Below are 16,170 nucleotides of genomic sequence, written 5' to 3' on the forward strand. Positions count from 1 at the left end.
TTTAACATATTTTAAATTTAGACTATATAATGGCTTCAAAATTACTAATCATTGGTCACGTTTGGCCAGAACCTAAAAGTTCCGCGGCCGGTAGCAGGATGATGCAACTTATTGAAAGCTTTCAAAAGGAAGGATACGACATTGTTTTTGCGAGTGCCTCTTCTAAAAGTGACAGGGCCTTTGATCTTTCTGAAATTGGAATTGTTCAAGCAACAATAGCTATGAACGAGTCCAGTTTTGATTCTTTTGTAAAAAGTTTGAAACCTGATGTTGTACTTTTTGATCGATTTATGACCGAGGAGCAGTACGGTTGGCGTGTTTCTGAACAATGCCCAAATGCCCTTAAAGTATTGGATACTGAAGATTTGCATGCCTTGAGAAAAGGTAGGCAGCAAGCCCTTAAAGACAAGACTGATTTTGATCAATCCTATTTATTTAATACCCATGCAAAACGTGAAATTGCCAGTATTTACCGTTGCGATCTTTCATTAATTATCTCAGAGTTTGAAATGAAACTATTGATGCATGATTTTGGGGTTCCCGAAAATCTATTATTTTATTTACCATTTCAATTGGATGTCAACTCCAATACGACTGTTAAAAATTTACCATTATTTAATCAGCGACAAAATTTCATAACCATTGGTAATTTTCTTCATGAGCCAAATTATAATGGAATTTTGTATTTAAAAGAGACCATATGGCCGTTGATCAATCAACAACTCCCTGAGACCAAATTGCATATTTATGGCGCCTATGCCTCACCAAAAATCAACCAACTGCATCATGAAGCTAGCGGGTTTCTGATAAAAGGTTTTGCAGAGAATGTAAATGAAGTGATGGCACATGCCAAAATATGTTTAGCTCCTCTAAGATTCGGTGCAGGATTAAAAGGCAAACTAATAGATGCCATGATAAATGGTACACCTTGCATCATGACTTCCATAGCTGCAGAAGGTATGTTTGGACATGTAGGGCCCAATGGTTACGTGGAAGATTGTCCACAACACTTTGCAGACAAGGCGGTGCAATTATACGGAGATGAAGTATTGTGGAAGGAAAAACAGCAATATGGTTTTAAAGCGTTAACAGAACGCTTTAATACTCATAAATTTCACAAAGACTTCTTTATTAAAATAAATGATACCATCATTCAATTAGAAAAACATCGGCACCAAAATTTTACAGGACAAATGTTGCAGCATCATACACTACAATCCACTAAATATATGAGTAAATGGATTGAGGCTAAAAACAAATGATGCATGCTTATCTATATTCAGGATTTTCAAAATTCCATCGATTGCCATTATCCCAATCTTTTTTAGAATTACCATAATTTGAATATCCATTGTTTTCTTTTAAAAGTTTGGCCAAATGCAGCATGTTGTAGGTCATAAAGGTGGTGTTTCTATTGGTGAACTCGTTATTTTTAGCATTACTTTCCTGGTCTAAATAGCTGGGTCCAGGTCCAACTTCGCCAATCCAACCACAATCGGCTTGCGGCGGAATTGAATAACCAATGTGTTGTAGCGCATACAGGATACCCATTGCACAATGTTTCACACCATCTTCATTGCCAGTAATGATACAACCGCCAACTTTGCCATAATACAAATACTGCCCCTTAGCATTGGTCTTTCCACTCATGGCATAAAGTCTTTCGATTAACTTCTGTGCAACTGAAGATTTTTCTCCCAACCATATTGGTGTACCAATTATTAGGATATCGGCATCAAATATCTGTTTAAACACAATTGGCCATTCATCTACTTCATCACCGTGCTTGGTCATGTCAGGATGCACTCCAAAAGCTACGTCATGGTCTACAAACCTTATTTGCTCTACAGTAACACCTTCTTTTTCCATAATCCGTTTGGAAACTTCTATAAGTCCAGCGGTATGGCTTTTCTGAGGCGATTTTTTTAAGGTGCAATTGACATAAATCGCTTTCAGGTTGGAAAAGTCTGTTGTTGCCATAATGGAGTGTGTTAACGGTTCTTTTTTTCTAATACATAATCGGCAAAAAGCTGCTTCGAATCTGTTAAACGATCACAAATTTTTAAGGAGGATTGACCTAAAATGTCTTCCAATATTCGGTCGTTATATTTTCTACTCGTTTCAGTGTGGATTTTTTCACCTTCTGTAAAGTGAAACGATTTATTTAAGCTCCTGACCGTCACTGTTTGATTTTTTGTGCTTACTAAAAAGCTTCTGGCAATACCTTCTTCTTCAGTGTATTCAGGCTTGTGCTCAAAGGAGTTGAGATCAAAATCGGCCCCCAGTTCAGTATTGATACGTGTCAATAAATTGAGGTTAAAACGTTTGGTAATCCCCTGTGCATCATTATATGCCGGAAGTACGATGTCCTTAGACTTAATTAAATCGACGCCAAGTAAAACACGATCACCAATTTTTAAGTTATCATTTAGCTTGTGAATAAATTCTTTAGCCCTAGAATCCGGCAGATTTCCAATATTGGATCCTAAAAAGAGCACGATAATGGGGTGTTCAGTTTTTTTTAAATCGGCCAACACATTAAAATAATCACCTTGTTTAGGTCTAATTTTGACATTTGGCAATTCAGACGCTACTGAAGACTTCAAATTAAGAAGGGCGTGCTCTGAGATGTCGATAGGAACGTATTCAAAATTGTAATTTTGATCATCTAAGGCCTTTAATAATTGCTTGGTTTTAGTACCATCACCAGCACCTAATTCAACCAATTCAAAAAATGTTGAAGGCTCTAATTGTAAAGCTTTAATGAGTTCTTGATTTTGGTTTTTAAATATATCGAATTCTGCTTCTGTCAGGTAATACTCCGGCATGTTCATGATTTCAACAAATAGTGCGTCCCCAATTTTATCATAAAAATATTTTGATGGTAATGTTTTATGTGGAGCACTTAGGCCTAGATCAATGTCTTTTTTAAAGTTTGTGTTCATAAATTATTTAGCGAGTCTAATTCCTGTATATTGCCATTGGTATTGGGGGTGAAAAAAATTACGGTAGGTATGGCGACTATGTCCGGGTGCCGTGGCATAAGAAGCCCCTCTCAGCACCATTTGATTGATCATAAATTTACCATTATATTCGCCTACAGCGCCTTCAGCAGTTTTAAAATTAGGGTAGGGCAAATAGGCGCTATTGGTCCATTCCCAATGTGTTCCCCATTCTAGGTCTTTAGAGGCAACTTCCCATTCAAATTCGGTAGGAAGTCTGACAGCTTTCCATTGGGCATAAGCCGAGGCTTCATAAAATGAAATATGGGTTAAAATGGCGTTTTTATCAATGGGTTGTAATCCTGAGAGTGTATAGTGATACCATGTATCATCTACTTGCTTCCAATACAAGGGCTGCTTTATCTGATTGTCATTTATCCAAAACCAAGCTTCATCTAGCCAATATTCCGGTTTAGTGTAGCCTTCAGCAGCTATAAATTCTAAATATTCGCCACAAGTAACTAAGCTTTTTGAAATTTGAAAAGGTTCCAAAAATACCCGATGAACTCCTAACTCGTTGTCAAAACAAAAGCTGTTTTCTTGATGGCCAATTTGATAGATACCCTCATCCACTGTAAGCCATCCTTTCTGTGTGTTATGATGACTCACTAAATTCTTTTGAAATAGTTTTGGATAGAGCGGGTTTTTAGACAGCGTGTATTTAATGTCAGTCAATAGTAATTCTTGATGTTGTTGCTCATGATTGATCCCTAAAATGGTCAAGGCTTCAATTTCTTCTGTACAATTTGATTCTAATAAAGTAACCATTGCTTGATCAACATAGGTTCTAAATTTATACACCTCTTCAATTTTAGGTCGGGTAAGGAGACCTCTGTGGTGTCTTTCAATCCGTTCGCCAATACTGTTGTAATAGCTGTTAAAAAGAAAGCCAAAGTTGGGGTCAAAGAGTTTATGGTCAGATTTGTGCTTTTTTAAGATCATTTCTTCAAAAAACCACGTTACATGAGCAATATGCCATTTTGGTGGACTGGCAAAAACAGCCGATTGTGGCGTGTAATCTTCAATTTGTAAATTCTGACAAATCAGTCCAGTGCGCTCTCTAACTTCAATATATTTTTGGGTAAGTGTTTTCATGTCTGTTATAAATATACTAAGGATTTTGCTTTTATGGGATGAAAAATCCTAAAGGAGCATAAATTCTCTCAAATGAGGTCTTGCAAACCGCATTTACAATGTTTTTACGCGAGATGCTATTTGGTGGAAACGATTTGAATAAGATCTCGTTTTCAGAAATTTTATAGTCTACAATTATCAAAATAAATTATAGTTTTGCAGCTCAAAAATAAACTTATGATATCAGTCGATAATTTAGCTGTAGAGTTTGGTGGAACTGCTTTGTTTAGTGAGGTTTCCTTTACCATAAATGAAAATGACAAAATTGCCCTTATGGGAAAAAATGGCGCCGGAAAATCTACTATGATGAAAATTATTGCTGGAGAACAACGTGCAACAAGAGGCCATGTGCGTTTCCCAAAAGATGCCATTATTGCTTATCTGCCACAACATTTGTTGACTGAAGACAAGTGTACCGTTTTTGAGGAGGCTTCTAAAGCCTTTGCCCATGTTTATGAAATGCGGGATGAGATGGAGGCACTGAATAAAGCCCTGGAAACCCGAACAGATTATGATTCTGATGAGTATATGCAAATCATTCAAAAGGTGTCTGATTTGGGTGAAAAGTATTACGCATTAGAGGATGTCAACTATGATGCTGAAGTAGAAAAGGCTTTGGGCGGATTAGGATTTAAGCGTGAAGATTTTAGGAGAATGACTAGCGAATTTAGTGGTGGATATCGAATGCGGATTGAGTTGGCGAAAATATTATTGCAAAAACCAGATTTAATTTTGTTGGATGAGCCTACCAATCATATTGATATAGAATCAGTTATCTGGCTGGAAGATTTCCTGTTAAATAAAGCTAATGCTGTAATGGTTATTTCTCACGATAAAGCTTTTATTGATAACATTACCAATAGAACTATTGAAGTCACCATGGGGCGCATTTATGATTATAAGGCAAATTATTCACATTATTTGCAATTGCGTGAAGATAGGCGTGCCCATCAAATTAAAGCGTATCAAGAACAACAGAAGTTTATTGCCGATAATATGGCGTTTATTGAACGCTTTAAAGGCACATATTCTAAAACCAATCAAGTGAATTCTCGTGAAAAAATGTTGGAGAAATTAGAAATTATTGAGGTTGATGATATTGATACCTCTGCCTTAAAATTAAGGTTTCCACCAGCACAACGCTCAGGTGATTATCCGGTAACGGTAAAAGATTTATCTAAATCTTATGGAGAACATGTGGTCTTTAAAGATGCAAATATGTCTATTTCTAGAGGCGAAAAAGTGTCTTTTGTAGGTCGAAACGGCGAAGGGAAGTCTACTATGATTAAAGCCATAATGGGCGAAATAGATGTAGAAGGGACTTGTAACTTAGGTCATAATGTAAAAGTGGGGTATTTTGCCCAAAATCAAGCCTCCTTATTGGATGAAAATTTGACTATTTTTCAAACTGTAGATGAAGTAGCATTTGGAGATATCAGAACTCAAATTAAGAACATATTGGGTCAGTTTATGTTTAAGGGTGATGATATTGACAAGAAGGTGAGTGTACTATCTGGCGGAGAAAAAACCCGACTAGCAATGGTCAAATTATTGTTGGAACCCGTTAATTTATTGATTTTGGATGAGCCCACCAACCATTTGGATTTGAAGTCAAAAGATGTGTTGAAAGAAGCGCTTCTTAATTTTGACGGCACCTTAATTTTAGTGTCCCATGATCGTGATTTTCTAAAAGGACTTTCTCAAAAAGTGTTCGAATTTAAAGATCATCGTGTCATTGAACATTTTGAAACCATTGATGATTTCCTGGTGAGAAACCGAATTGAAAATTTAAAGGAAATAGATCTAAAGAAATAGGCTATTGATGGCATATGCGTGCATAATCTTTTAATTGGGCTCACATTTTTAAGATTTTTTCGTTAAACTTAAGGTTTGAAATTTTTATTAGAAACATTTCTTTTTTGAACATCAGTAATTATGAGAAAAACCGTAAAACTATTAATAGATAATTTAAGGGCATTTTTAAGAGAGAAATTTCATCAATATGATGTCACGCTGCCATATATTATTACTGTTGTAGTTGCGCTAATAGTTGTTGTTGTTGGTATCAACGTGTTTATTGAGCTTACGGAGACTTTAAAATCTGATATATTGGCAGATTATGACCATAACATTACTGAATATGTTATTTCACATCGATCACCCGCACTTACTAAATATTTTGTATTTGTCACTCATGTTGGTGACGTCTATGGTTATGCTATTGTTTTGGTAGTATTTGCCGTATTATCTTACTTTGTCTTTAAACAGTGGAAGTTAATGCTGCAAGTGTTTTTTGTATTGGCATTATCAGCAATATCCAATTTAATTTTAAAGCGATTTGTGGATCGTGCCAGACCGGGAATAGAGCATATGGTATCTGTTGAAACCTTGAGTTATCCAAGCGGACATGCCATGAGTGCCATGGCCTTCTATGGATTCTTAATGTATCTCGTTTATAGGTTTAACATCAATAAGTATCTTAAAATTGGTATTATCCTTCTTTTGGGCGCGTTAATTTTAAGTATCGGTCTGAGCCGTATTTATCTTGGCGTACACTTTCCATCTGATATTGCAGGAGGGTTTATTGCAGGTTTTATCTGGGTGGTATTTTGTGTCCTTATTTTTGATGTGATAGAAGTGTTTAGGAGAGATCCACGAACACCTGCTGTTTAAATTGCTTCTGGTATTTTCAGAAACTGTTGTATAATTACTCTAAGGTATTCAATTTATCCAATAGGGTTTTAACACCCTGTGTTGCGGTTTCTGCGATCACGGTTAAATGACCACGGCTTTTCATAGCTGGTCTTGGATCGATAAAAAATGTGGGTGTGCCGTGAGGTACATAATGCATTAAACTTGCTGCAGGATAGACCTGCATTGAAGTTCCGATAATTACTAAAACATCAGCAGTAGCGCAAACCTCGATAGCCTTATCAATCATTGGTACCGCCTCTCCAAACCATACAATATGTGGACGCAATTGGTGCCCCTTTGGGCATGTGTCTCCTAATTTAATATCACCGGTATGCGGAAAGTAATTTTTGTCATTGACAATATTACGAGACTTCAACAATTCACCGTGTAAATGAATAACGTTTGAACTCCCGGCACGTTCATGCAAATCGTCTACATTTTGGGTGATAATTGACACTTGGTGGGTTGCTTCCAATTGTGCTAAATTATAATGAGCGCTATTGGGTTGCACCTCCAATAATTGGCGTCTTCGTTGATTGTAAAACTCCAAAACCAGTTCAGGGTTGTTTTTAAATCCTTCGGGTGTTGCCACGTCCATAACATTATGGCCTTCCCATAAGCCGTCAGCATCTCTAAACGTTTTTAAGCCACTTTCAGCGCTTATTCCTGCTCCTGTAAGTATAACTATATGTTTCATATATACGCAATTTAAGTGTGATTTGCCAAATTTATATGCCATTCTACAGCTTGTTGGCATTCAAGTTAAAGAAAATGAACCTAAAATTTAAGTTGAGGCCTTATCTTTGTAGTTGAAAATTCTCTAAATATAAACTTTTTCAATGATTGACCTTCAGCTTCTCCAACATTTAGAAACCTACTTAACCCCAGAAAGAAAATTGCGATTTGATACCGTACTTCCAAATAGAACCAAGCATTTTACGGTGGCTACTGAAGATGTTTACCAATTGCATAATACGAGCGCGGTAATACGTAGTTGCGATGTTTTTGGAATTCAGGAAGTGCATATTGTGGAAGAACGTAATTCTAAACGCATTGATAGGGAAATTGCTATGGGATCTCAAAAATGGGTTGATTTGCAGCGCTATCATTCAGTGTCGGATTGCATTCAAAGTTTAAAGCAAAACGGCTATCAGATTGTGGCTACCACACCACATGAAAATGACCATGTTTTATCCGACTTTGACATTGCGAAAAAATCGTGTTTCTTTTTTGGAAGGGAAACGGAAGGATTATCTTCAGAAGTCTTAGAGGCGGCCGATAGCTTTTTGAAAATTCCTATGGTTGGGTTTACAGAAAGTTTAAATATTTCGGTTTCTGCGGCCATTATTTTGCAAGACGTAACCAATAAACTCAGACAATCAGATATAAACTGGCAATTGTCAGAACATGATCAATTGGAGAAGCGACTGGATTGGATTTCCAAGACTTTAAAAAGTTATGATAAAATTGTGGAACGGTATTATGAAGCTGCTAGACGTTAGTACCTTTTTTTACTTCGGCTTAAAATTTTGTATTCTTCGTAACACTCACTAATGGCATCTAGAATTTGGAGGTCATTTGCAGTTTGAATAAAATCTCTAGAATAATTACACTGGCTCACAATTTCATCTAAGTCCACGCGGTCTAAATCCAGTAGGACCATCAACATTTCTCGATCAAAACGAGAGGCAAGCAAATTCCGAATTTCATCATCTTTCTTCATTTGCTTTAGCTTACTAAGTTCATTAGGTTTTTTACCGAACATATTGTATAAAAAATCGGCAGGATTAAATATGGCTCCTAAAACCTTATTTACGGCACCTGCATCACCTGCTTCATAACCTGCGGTGGATAAGCCAGAAATACTGTAGCGATAATTTGTTCTAACAGGGACTTGGTTCATGTCTACCTCCAAAAAACCAGTAAGTCTCAGTTGGTTAACCACGACTTCTTCTAAAGCAAGAGCCAACTCGGTCAGTTCAATTTTCGTCTCTCCAAACTTTAACCAGTCATTCGTAACCCTGACTTTAATGGATTTATATCCTAAGAACGAAAAGTGAAGGGTATCATTGGCGCTGGCTCTAATTTCAAAGGTGCCATCGCTATTGGTAGTTGTACCTACAACTTTATTTAAGTTGACAATATTGACGCTTTCCATAGCCTCGTTGGTACTCGTGCTATAAACCACGCCTTTTACGGTGGTAGCCTCTTGTGCCACACTAAATGCTGAAATGAATAGAAAAGCAGTAAGTACTAGTAGGTGCTTCATTGGTGAATTTAAGCGATAAAAGTAAGAAACAAAACTTAAAAACATATTGAAACCTTGTAAATTTGATATAATATTAACTTTATTCAGTTCAGAGGATTGTGTAAATAGTTTAATATTTAGCGGACTTATTAGAATAAAAAAAACGAAGAGAAAAGTTAAACCCTCCACTTCGTCTTACAATTATGCTATAAGGTTTAAATTAACTAATCCTTACGTCTTGAGCGTGTTGGTCTAGAAAAGCCAACGTCTGAAGTTGTTCTTTCGCTAGCACCAGAACGTCTATCTCTTCGGTTTGGCCCAGCGCTATCTCCAGAACGTCTTGGTCTTGAGGCATCAGAAGACCTGCCGCCTCTACTTCCTGAAGACTTGAAGTCGCCACCAGAACGTCTATCGCTGCGTGACTTAAAATCGCCACCAGAACGTCTGCCACCGCCATCACCGCTACTAGAGCGTCTTTTGTTTCTGCTTGTACCTCTGCCTTTATCTTCACTAACTTCAACGTTTACAAAACGTCCATTATGCTTATAATCATTGAAGAATGCCAGTATTTTTTCTTGTAAGCCTTTGTCAGTATTAAAAAATGAGAAACTTTCTTTAACATCCACTTTAAAAACATCATCCCTTCCAAGATCTAAGATTTCCTTCAAGAAGTCTTTTAAGCTCATCCAATCAAATCCGTCTTTCTTACCCACGTTGATAAAATAACGTGTAGAATCATTATTACCCCCATAACTCTTTCCAAAATCGCCATCTCTATCACTGCTTCGAGCGTCAGGTACTGAAAGGTTTTTAGATTTGTTATAATAATTAAAGAAACGTGTAAATTCTACAGAAAAGAATTTCTTGATGAGTTCATCTTTAGAAGTATCTTCAAATAACTCATTAATACTAGTCAAATATTTTTCAATTTCAGGATTGATTTCAGTAGTATGGATTTTATTTGCCAAAGACATTAACTGCACTTCACAAATTTCCATTCCGTCAGGAATTTCTTTCTTGTCAAAATTCTTATTAATGATACGCTCAATACTTTTTATTTTACGCAACTCACTCTTAGAAACAATCACCATTGAGACACCAGTTTTACCGGCGCGGCCTGTTCTACCCGAACGGTGTGTATAGGTTTCAATTTCATCAGGCAATTGGTAATTGATAACGTGTGTAATGTTATCAACATCAATACCTCGGGCAGCAACATCAGTAGCCACCAACATTTGGATTTGATTTTTACGGAAAGAATTCATGACCATATCACGTTGGTTCTGGCTTAAGTCGCCATGTAAGGCACCAGCGCTATAACCATCTTCAATTAACTGTTCCGCTACTTTTTGGGTATCACGTTTGGTACGACAAAATATTACTGAAAAAATATCAGGGTTTGCGTCGGCCAAACGTTTTAAAGCTTGGTAACGATCTCGAGCATTGACCAAATAATATTCGTGCGTAACTTGATTCGTGCTTTCATTTTTATTTCCAACAGTGATTTCAACTGGCGAATTCATGAATTTTTTCGCAATGGTCGAAACTTCTTTTGGCATGGTTGCAGAAAACAACCAGGTATTTTTGTCTTTTGGAGAGTGGGAGAGAATATCAGTGATATCTTCATAAAATCCCATGTTAAGCATTTCATCGGCTTCATCTAGTACCGCATATTCAATTTTAGAAATGTCAACCATGTTACGGTTAATCATATCTTTCATACGACCAGGTGTAGCGACAATAATTTGTGCCCCTCTTTTTACTTCTCGTGCTTGGTCGCTTATGCTCGCTCCACCATAAATGGCAGCTACATTAAAACCTTTACAATATTTTCCGTAATTTTTTAACTCGTTGGTAATTTGCAAACATAGTTCGCGAGTAGGAGAAAGGATTAAACCTTGTGTTGTTCTGCTATCAAAGTTAATTTTCTGTAACATCGGAAATCCGAAAGCAGCAGTCTTACCTGTTCCTGTTTGTGCTAAAGCCACTAAATCAGTGTCTTGGTCTAATAAAATTGGAATTGCTTTGGCTTGGACGTCACTAGGGGTTTCAAAACCCATGTCAGTAATAGCGCGTAATAGGTCATCATTAAGACCTAAATCTTGGAATGTGTTCATTCGATTTAATAAGTATTCGATTATGTTCTTTGGTGTTACAACAGAAGCGAATCGACATACTTAACCTAAACCTCTAGTAACACATCCTCACCTTGAGGAAATTTTTACAAGGTGCAAATGTAGGGTTTTATTTTTTATTTAAAGTTATAAATTTACAATTTATTTAGAAGTGCTCTGGGCATGGTTTATTGAAGATGGTGATTGGATGTCAGGAAGTTATAGTTAATACGGATGCTTTTAATGTCAATTAGGTTTGGGTGTTTAAAAAATGTATTAGCTGTTTCACCGCTCTTCCACGATGACCAATCTCGTTTTTTTCTTCCAAAGAAATCTCTGCAAATGTTTTGTCATAACCTTCCGCTTTAAAAACCGGATCATAGCCAAAACCATCGTTACCCCTTTTTCTTTTCGTAATTTCTCCCTTACAAATACCTGTAAAGGTATGCTGCTCTCCGTTCAATACTAATGCAATGACTGTTTTAAATTGTGCGTGTCTATTGTTACGATCTTTTAGTTTGTTGAGAAGTTTTTGAATGTTGTCTTCTGAATTTCGCTGTATACCAGCATAACGCGCTGAAAGCACTCCAGGTTCACCATTTAAGGCGTCTACTTCTAAGCCGGTATCGTCTGCAAAACAATCATAACCGTACGTTGTCTTAATGTATTCCGCTTTTTGGATGGCATTACCATGTATGGTGGACTGTGTTTCAGGAACATCTTCAAAACAGCCGATATCTACTAAACTTAATAGTTCGATGTTATCCGGAACCATACGCTGGACTTCCTTTAATTTGTTGATGTTATTGGTGGCGAATACGAGTTGCATAGTAAAATTAATGGACTAAAAAATGGATGCGTCCGAGAAGCATCAAAAGTAATAGAAATTATTATAATTATAAAATCAATGCTCATATAACCAATGCGTAAGCCATTTGGGAATCATTGGTGATAAAGAGAAAATAGCTCAATTTACGGGAATGCGATCTGCAAATTATGCTTTAAAAGGGTCTTTTTCAATGTGCAACTTTTTACTTTACTGCAAATTCAGATAGATTCATTATCAAAAAATAGCCATTCACTTCATTCTTTAAATTTAAGGGAGAACTTCTCTTAATTTAGTGGTGTACAATAATAATAACCAGTGGTTTAGTAATTAAAATTAATCATTAATCATAAAATAGATAATATTATGAAAACTCTAATAGTTTTATTGCTGTTTGTAGTAGCTACAACAGTAGGTCAAGCACAAGAGCTGACACATTTGGAAGAAGTGAAAGTGGAAAAAGCCCCGGCAAAACGGAAATATGTAAAAATCAATGATCGTGTTGTGTTTAAAGTTGATAGGGCGCATGTACTTGAATTCACTAAAAACCCAATAGGGTTTATGAATGATCATTTTGACATTCAGAGATTGATAGCAACCTTCGGAAACTCGAGAATTAACGAATATGAGGTTACACTAAGTAGTCAAAAAGGATTTATGATTGCCAATTTTGATAAGAAAGGAAACTTATTGAAAACCTATCAAAACTTTAAAGATATGCTGTTGCCTCTTAATATAAGACGGGAAATCTATAATTCCCATAAAGGCTGGACCATGACAAAAAACAATTATAAAGCCATCACAAAAGGTGAGATGCTTACCAAAGAGCAGTACCGTATTACCATGCAAAACGGGAACCGTAAGCAAACTGTAAAAATAAATGGTAATGCGGCAGGAGCTGTCGTAGCCAGTAATTAGCCTAAATATTTAGTTGGAAAGCAAGGCCGTCAAACAATACCAAATTGTTTTGATGGCCTCTTTTTGGATGGACAATGTGATTTTTATTAATCAGAATAGTCTTAAAAAACACATTTTATTTCAATAACTTTAACAACAAGTCGGTACTATCAATAAGAATTGGATATTTAACATATGAAAGCACTTGTAATAGATGATGAAGAGTTGGCCAGAAAACGGGTGGTTAAATTGTTGGAAGCCGTACCTGAAATTGAGTTGCGGGGCGAATGTACCAATGGTAAAATTGCCATAAAAAATATTAATGAACTGAGACCTGACCTCATATTTTTAGATATAAATATGAAAGACATGAACGGTTTTGAAGTGCTTCAAAAAATAACTATTTCTCCTAAACCCATTGTAATCTTCGTGACGGCGTATGATAATTACGCTTTAAAGGCGTTTGATGTAGATGCCTTTGATTTTCTTCTTAAACCTTTCAAGGATCAGCGTTTTTTTAGGACAATAGACAAGGTGTTACGAATTTCAAAAACGGAGGCAAATTTGAACTTTGAAGCCAGGTTTAAGGAATTGTTCAACTTATACAGTTCAAAACAGGGTTCTAATGAAATGTCTACTAAAATCTTGATAAAACAGGGTAACAAAACAGTATTAATTGATCCGTCAGATATCATGTACATTATTGCCTCAGGATATTATGTTGAAATTTATAGCGAAGGTAAAAAGTTTGTCCTGCGAGAAACATTAAAAAAGCTTTGTAAAAAATTAGATCATAATAGCTTCTTAAGAATCCATAGGTCGAGTGTTATAAATTTAAATCATGTGAAGGAGATTGTACATTCTGATTTTTCTGAAATCGATGCGAGAATGTCAGATAACAGACTTTTACATATCAGCAAATCGCATAAAACTGATTTTCTACAAAAAATAGGTATACAATGAGTTTCTTCAAAAACAAACGCAAATATATAGACCTTAAATTAGTTTTGGTTTTGGCTGGCTTTTATGCACTGTTTGATGTGGTGCTCATAGCCAAGGTACTATATATGCAGTATTTTGGCACTGAGAAAACATTATTCTCATGGAGGGAGTTTCTGATTTATAACTTGCTTATTGATTACATTATTGTGGTGAGTTTTATGATTTTAATTGCCATAAGTACCAAACGATTTCTTAATAAAAAATACTCTTGGACTAGAATCATTTCCACGCACATTGTCTATTCGTTGTTGATAGGATTGGTAATTCGGATGATTATTGATTTTCATGCCTTATTGACCGGGCTTGTAACTTTTGAAAAATATGACATCCAAAAAAGTATCTATCGGTTTATGTATGTTATCGATTTAAACTTTCTGATTTACTTCGCTATGGTGTCAATTATTTACACTTATTATTATCTAAAGCAAGTGAAAGAGGCGGAGAATAAACATCGTGAATTGGAATTGCAATTGGTGAATACCAGATTAAAAATGTTGTCGTCACAGTTGCATCCCCACTTCTTATTTAATACCTTAAACTCCATTGCAGTATTAACAGATATTGATGCCGAAAAAGCAAAGGACACTATTGCCGATTTGAGTAGCTTTTTAAGAGAAATACTTTATGATAACGATAGAAATACTATTAGTCTTGAAAAGGAACTCCGAGTATTAGAGTATTATCTCAACATTCTCTATGTGCGGTTTTCAGATCATTTACGGGTTACCAAAGAGGTTGATGATGGCTTACTGTCTTCCAAAGTTCCCGCATTATTGCTTCAACCTATTATTGAAAACTCCATAAAACATGGCTATTCTTATGATCATACAAATTTAGAGGTGCTGATCAGAATTTATCAAAAGGATAATAGACTGGTCATTGTGGTAGAAAATAATGGGGCCCTATTACAAGTGAGTCATCAATCTTTATTGAAGCAAGGTATGGGCTTATCAAATATTAATGACCGCTTGAATAACTTGTACGGGGAAGATTACTTTTTTGAGGTTAGAAATAAGCAGGATGGCAATGGTGTGGAAACAGTGGTAGAAATTCCTCTTACGCTCAATTTACATAAGGAAGTGGTAGTCCAATTAAAATAATATTATAGTTTCAGGGGATTGTTTTATTTTATGTTCCTAAGCTATAAAATGGAAATGAAATAACTGCACCTTAAAATATGATATGGTGTAGATTTCGAATCTAAATCAGGTTAAATTTGTATGTACGCAAATGTGTAGTGTGTTTTAATCAGTCTCCTTGATCACCCAACTTTAAGCTTAATTTATGATTTTTGTCATCGGGCAATCGTTTTTAAACTCGTAATTTAGTCACATAACCAAAACAATACTAATTATGACAATAAACATTCAATTCGTCAATCTAGATTATAGCGATTCATTGGCAGCACATACCACTGAACGATTAAAGAAAATGGCAGAGAAATACGATTGGCTGATCAGTGCTGATGTGTTTTTTAAGGAAGAAGGCAATGAACCTGAAAAAGGTAAAATATGTAATATCAAATTAAGTGCGCCAGGGCCACAAATTTTTGCAACCTCTGACGAGAAAAACTATGAAATGGCAGTAAAAGAAACTATTAGCGACTTGGAAATTCAACTTAAAAAAAGAAAACAAACCTATAAAACGTATTAGGTATGAAGTGTGAGGTGTATCGGGAATTTTAAACCTTTTACTCAACTATCTATGATGGTAAGGCTCATTCCTTAATATAGTAAATGCTCGATACAATTGTTCTATAATGAACAATCGAATCATCTGATGGGAAAATGTCATTTTTGATAATGATATTTTCCCATTTGCTTTATTATAAACGTCTTGCGAAAATCCGTAAGGGCCGCCAATTACGAAAACTACTTGTTTCACCCCGGAATTCATGTGTTTTTGGAGGTACTCTGAAAACCCTACGGAATCATGTTGTTTGCCATTTTCATCTAACAAAATGAGAATATCGGTAGGGTTGAGTTTTGCTAAAATTAATTCGCCCTCTCTTTGCTTTTGCTGCTCTTCGCTTAGATTTTTGACTTTTTTTAGGTCAGGAATGATCTCAAACTCGAATTTAATGTAAAACCCCAATCGCTTTTGATAGTCGGTAATAAGCGATTGCAGTTGTTTGTCGTCTGTTTTGCCAATGGCGAGAAGTTTTATATGCATGGGGTAAAATTACAAATTTGTTGGGATATGGAATTTGGGATTTGGAATTTGAGTATTTCAATTTTCAATTAGTATTTTTAC

16 protein-coding genes are annotated in these 16,170 nt (G+C 35.8%); 8 read left to right on the forward strand and 8 right to left on the reverse strand.

What is annotated here, in order from left to right; translation table 11 throughout:
- Positions 1–29: 29 nt before the first annotated feature.
- Positions 30–1,262 (forward strand): glycosyltransferase family 4 protein, encoded by a 1,233-nt coding sequence (locus tag BXY82_RS08570; RefSeq protein WP_133757786.1) that lies wholly within the window; start codon positions 30–32, stop codon positions 1,260–1,262.
- 7 nt (positions 1,263–1,269) lie between these two features.
- Here BXY82_RS08570 and BXY82_RS08575 read toward each other — a convergent pair whose 3' ends face one another.
- The 3 genes from BXY82_RS08575 to egtB are packed head-to-tail and all read right to left on the reverse strand — an operon-like array spanning position 1,270 to position 4,097.
- The gene (locus BXY82_RS08575; protein WP_133757787.1) at positions 1,270–1,980 is read right to left on the reverse strand and encodes a flavodoxin family protein; all 711 of its coding nucleotides are present in this window, start codon (positions 1,978–1,980) and stop codon (positions 1,270–1,272) included.
- Positions 1,981–1,991: 11 nt separating this feature from the next.
- Positions 1,992–2,945 carry an L-histidine N(alpha)-methyltransferase gene (locus BXY82_RS08580; RefSeq protein ID WP_133757788.1) on the reverse strand — a complete coding sequence of 318 codons (954 nt, stop codon included), beginning with the start codon at positions 2,943–2,945 and terminating at the stop codon, positions 1,992–1,994.
- A gap of 3 nt (positions 2,946–2,948) precedes the next feature.
- Positions 2,949–4,097, reverse strand: coding sequence for an ergothioneine biosynthesis protein EgtB (gene egtB / locus BXY82_RS08585; RefSeq protein ID WP_133757789.1), 1,149 nt, complete (start codon positions 4,095–4,097; stop codon positions 2,949–2,951).
- Positions 4,098–4,313: 216 nt separating this feature from the next.
- On the opposite strand from egtB, the gene BXY82_RS08590 reads away from it, so the two are divergent.
- Together BXY82_RS08590 and BXY82_RS08595 are read left to right on the forward strand one after the other, a co-directional pair.
- Complete coding sequence (locus tag BXY82_RS08590; RefSeq protein WP_133757790.1) at positions 4,314–5,951, forward strand: ABC-F family ATP-binding cassette domain-containing protein; 1,638 nt, start codon at positions 4,314–4,316, stop codon at positions 5,949–5,951.
- Positions 5,952–6,071: 120 nt separating this feature from the next.
- Positions 6,072–6,809 (forward strand): phosphatase PAP2 family protein, encoded by a 738-nt coding sequence (locus tag BXY82_RS08595; RefSeq protein ID WP_133757791.1) that lies wholly within the window; start codon positions 6,072–6,074, stop codon positions 6,807–6,809.
- Between the two features lie 34 nt (positions 6,810–6,843).
- Here BXY82_RS08595 and BXY82_RS08600 read toward each other — a convergent pair whose 3' ends face one another.
- Positions 6,844–7,527, reverse strand: a complete 684-nt coding sequence (locus BXY82_RS08600) for an SIR2 family NAD-dependent protein deacylase (RefSeq protein WP_133757792.1) — start codon at positions 7,525–7,527, stop codon at positions 6,844–6,846.
- A 142-nt stretch (positions 7,528–7,669) separates the two neighbouring features.
- Here BXY82_RS08600 and BXY82_RS08605 point away from each other — a divergent pair, with 142 nt between their 5' ends.
- Entirely contained in the window at positions 7,670–8,332 is a 663-nt protein-coding gene (locus BXY82_RS08605) for a TrmH family RNA methyltransferase (protein ID WP_133757793.1), read from the forward strand.
- Here BXY82_RS08605 and BXY82_RS08610 read toward each other — a convergent pair.
- The 3 genes from BXY82_RS08610 to BXY82_RS08620 all read right to left on the reverse strand — a co-directional run bounded on the left by BXY82_RS08610 (position 8,329) and on the right by BXY82_RS08620 (position 12,021).
- Positions 8,329–9,099, reverse strand: a complete 771-nt coding sequence (locus BXY82_RS08610) for a carboxypeptidase-like regulatory domain-containing protein (RefSeq protein WP_133757794.1) — start codon at positions 9,097–9,099, stop codon at positions 8,329–8,331. The genes BXY82_RS08605 and BXY82_RS08610 overlap by 4 nt on opposite strands.
- Positions 9,100–9,302: 203 nt before the next feature.
- Complete coding sequence (locus tag BXY82_RS08615) at positions 9,303–11,195, reverse strand: DEAD/DEAH box helicase (RefSeq protein ID WP_133757795.1); 1,893 nt, start codon at positions 11,193–11,195, stop codon at positions 9,303–9,305.
- A 247-nt stretch (positions 11,196–11,442) separates the two neighbouring features.
- Positions 11,443–12,021: a non-canonical purine NTP diphosphatase gene (locus BXY82_RS08620; RefSeq protein WP_133757796.1), complete on the reverse strand. Its 579-nt coding sequence runs from the start codon at positions 12,019–12,021 to the stop codon at positions 11,443–11,445.
- A 363-nt stretch (positions 12,022–12,384) separates the two neighbouring features.
- On the opposite strand from BXY82_RS08620, the gene BXY82_RS08625 reads away from it, so the two are divergent.
- From BXY82_RS08625 to BXY82_RS08640, 4 genes are all read left to right on the forward strand, one after another.
- On the forward strand, positions 12,385–12,936 hold the full coding sequence (locus BXY82_RS08625) for a hypothetical protein (RefSeq protein WP_133757797.1): 552 nt from the start codon (positions 12,385–12,387) through the stop codon (positions 12,934–12,936).
- A 174-nt stretch (positions 12,937–13,110) separates the two neighbouring features.
- Positions 13,111–13,878: a LytR/AlgR family response regulator transcription factor gene (locus BXY82_RS08630; protein ID WP_133757798.1), complete on the forward strand. Its 768-nt coding sequence runs from the start codon at positions 13,111–13,113 to the stop codon at positions 13,876–13,878.
- Positions 13,875–15,017 carry a sensor histidine kinase gene (locus BXY82_RS08635; RefSeq protein WP_133757799.1) on the forward strand — a complete coding sequence of 381 codons (1,143 nt, stop codon included), beginning with the start codon at positions 13,875–13,877 and terminating at the stop codon, positions 15,015–15,017. The genes BXY82_RS08630 and BXY82_RS08635 overlap by 4 nt, the downstream gene beginning before the upstream one ends.
- A gap of 253 nt (positions 15,018–15,270) precedes the next feature.
- Positions 15,271–15,570: an HPF/RaiA family ribosome-associated protein gene (locus BXY82_RS08640; RefSeq protein WP_133757800.1), complete on the forward strand. Its 300-nt coding sequence runs from the start codon at positions 15,271–15,273 to the stop codon at positions 15,568–15,570.
- A 45-nt stretch (positions 15,571–15,615) separates the two neighbouring features.
- Here the strand turns inward: BXY82_RS08640 and rlmH are convergent, their stop codons facing one another.
- The gene (rlmH, locus tag BXY82_RS08645) at positions 15,616–16,089 is read right to left on the reverse strand and encodes a 23S rRNA (pseudouridine(1915)-N(3))-methyltransferase RlmH (RefSeq protein WP_133757801.1); all 474 of its coding nucleotides are present in this window, start codon (positions 16,087–16,089) and stop codon (positions 15,616–15,618) included.
- Positions 16,090–16,170: the final 81 nt, after the last annotated feature.

The organism is Gelidibacter sediminis, from assembly GCF_004364975.1.
Lineage (GTDB): Bacteria > Bacteroidota > Bacteroidia > Flavobacteriales > Flavobacteriaceae > Gelidibacter > Gelidibacter sediminis.